Source organism: Sediminispirochaeta bajacaliforniensis DSM 16054, assembly GCF_000378205.1.
Classification (GTDB): domain Bacteria; phylum Spirochaetota; class Spirochaetia; order DSM-16054; family Sediminispirochaetaceae; genus Sediminispirochaeta; species Sediminispirochaeta bajacaliforniensis.
Genome location: NZ_KB899468.1, coordinates 1 through 2,370, shown reverse-complemented (window position 1 = coordinate 2,370; position 2,370 = coordinate 1). Strand labels below are relative to the sequence as shown.

At 30.5% G+C, this 2,370-nt stretch carries 2 protein-coding genes; both read left to right on the top strand.

Annotated elements, in window-relative coordinates:
- Positions 1–140 precede the first annotated feature (140 nt).
- Positions 141–1,325 carry an ATP-binding protein gene (locus tag F459_RS0121870; protein ID WP_020614769.1) on the top strand — a complete coding sequence of 395 codons (1,185 nt, stop codon included), beginning with the start codon at positions 141–143 and terminating at the stop codon, positions 1,323–1,325.
- Between the two features lie 306 nt (positions 1,326–1,631).
- Positions 1,632–2,228 (top strand): hypothetical protein, encoded by a 597-nt coding sequence (locus F459_RS0121865; RefSeq protein WP_020614768.1) that lies wholly within the window; start codon positions 1,632–1,634, stop codon positions 2,226–2,228.
- Positions 2,229–2,370 lie beyond the last annotated feature (142 nt).

Genomic DNA, 2,370 nt, shown 5'->3' with positions numbered 1-2,370 from the left:
TTTCAGTATGTACCGAAACTGTAAATGGGGATCTTAGATAATTGTTAATAAGGTGCTGAACTGTACACAAATACGATAAATATACGATAGTAACGTATAAAATTCTTGTATAATAGAATATTAAGTGTTACCATAAGACCATGGATATTCAAGAACTATTATTTCAATATAACCCATGGTGGGTTGGCACTTTCAGTACCGAAGGTTTTATCAATAGAACAAGCTACTTTGAGAAGCTGAAAAAACAAATAGATTCAAAGCCAATAATATTTTTAACAGGATTGAGACGTGTCGGAAAAACAACGTTAATGAAAATCCTGATTGATTATATGACTAAAAGTGGTATTGATAGAAATCACATATTCTATGTTAGCTTAGATGATTATTCGTTAAGCAAAATGTTATTATCAGAGATTTTGATAGAATATAGAAAAATCCATAAATTATCATTCGATGAGAAAATCTATGTATTTTTTGATGAAATAACCTATAAAGATGATTATCATCAGCAGCTGAAGAATATTTATGATAATCAGAATGTAAAACTATTTGTTACATCTTCATCAAGTTCATTGCTAAGAGATAAAAAAGCATTCTTAACTGGAAGAGCGTTAACATATGAAGTAAAGCCTTTGGATTTTAATGAGTATTTGAAATTTAAAGGAATTGAGATAAAAGGAAGTGAAACGTATCTATTAGACTCATATTTTAGGGATTACATGAAAGAGGGTGGAATGCCTGAAAATGTATTGGAACCAAGCCGAGAATATTTAATGAGTTTAATAGATGATATTATCCAAAAAGACATAACTGCGTTTAATGGACTGAGAAATCATCAAATAGTAAGAGAATATTATACGTTATTAATGGAAAGAAGCGGAAAACAACTTAGCATAAACAAAATAGCAAACATCTTAAAACTGTCTGTCGATACAGCAAGAAGATATTTGGGATATTTTGAAGATACTTTTTTAGTTCATCTATTACCACGTTATGGTAAAACTAATGAAAGATTGTTATCCGCAAAGAAATTGTACGCTTGTGATCTTGGAATAAAACATTTATTCATAGGTGACAGAGATTTAGGAAGCTATTTTGAGAATTATATCTATTTGAAAATGAGGAATAATAAAGAATTATTCTATGTATATGAAAATGGATATGAAATAGATTTCATAACAGATGACAAGATATTAATAGAATCGAAATACAATTCAGAAATCAAAGGGAAACAGAAGATCTTATTTGATGAATTTGATGCGAAAGAAAAATATGTTATAGATTCAGTTAAGAAATTGAAGATATTAGAAAACTTTGAGAAATAAAGGAAAAAGATAGTTAGGAGAACATAACCAGCAATTGGAGCAGACGTGGCTACTGTCATGGTTTGTGCTTGGGATTGGGTAAAGAAGAGCAGAATTGAGAAGCGAAAGCTCTAATCTGAAAAAGATATGATATAATGCATGAAGGAAAGAGCACAAACACATGCCAGTGAACGCCACGCAGCTCAATTGAATGTTATGTAGATAAAATGTATTTTATCGGTATTGTCCATAAAATTTATTAATAACTTGCTTAAATCCAAATGCAATGATAAAAAATACAAATAAATGATTATTTTTGGAGGGAAAATGAAAAGTCGATATAGCATTGGTTTACTTATCTTAATTGGATTAGCATCTTGCTCGACATTAAACAAAAGTGCCTTATTGATAAACTTGGAGAAAAATCAAAGTAAAACTGATCTAAGTTCAAATGGTATTCTGGCTGTCCGAACGGAAGTGGTCGCAAATAATCAAATAGAACTATTACTTACAAATGAAAATGGCAGCAACTACACTGTTTTATTAAATCCATCACTGTCAAATAATATTGGACTTTATATTGGGCCAGTCAAAATCGCAGATAAAGATTTACCAAAAAAACAAATTAAAAACGATATGTTTCTCTTCGAACTTCCTCCGGGAAGTTATGAAACGCAATATATAATTGTGAAAAGTGGTGGATCAAATTTTCCCAAAAAGATAACAAAAAGATTGATTGATATTGAGCCTGGGAAAATATCTTATATTGGATCTTATTCAATTGAATCTAAAATGCTTTGGATTTTTACGACGAAGTTCGAAATACACTCTCTTGCCCCCAAAACGTTGAATGAAGAAACACTAAATATTGAAGGGGTCGGAAAATTTGATATAATTAATTTTCCAGACTCGATCATTAGATAAAATACACAGAATCTAATTCTGTATGTATTGTTATTAGTATATTGTTTGGTATGACCCGGCAGCATTATTTACAGTTATCTAAAGTAGCGGTTTACAATTATGGCATAGAGATCTTGAAAGGGGGTTCCTATGCCGTTCATGG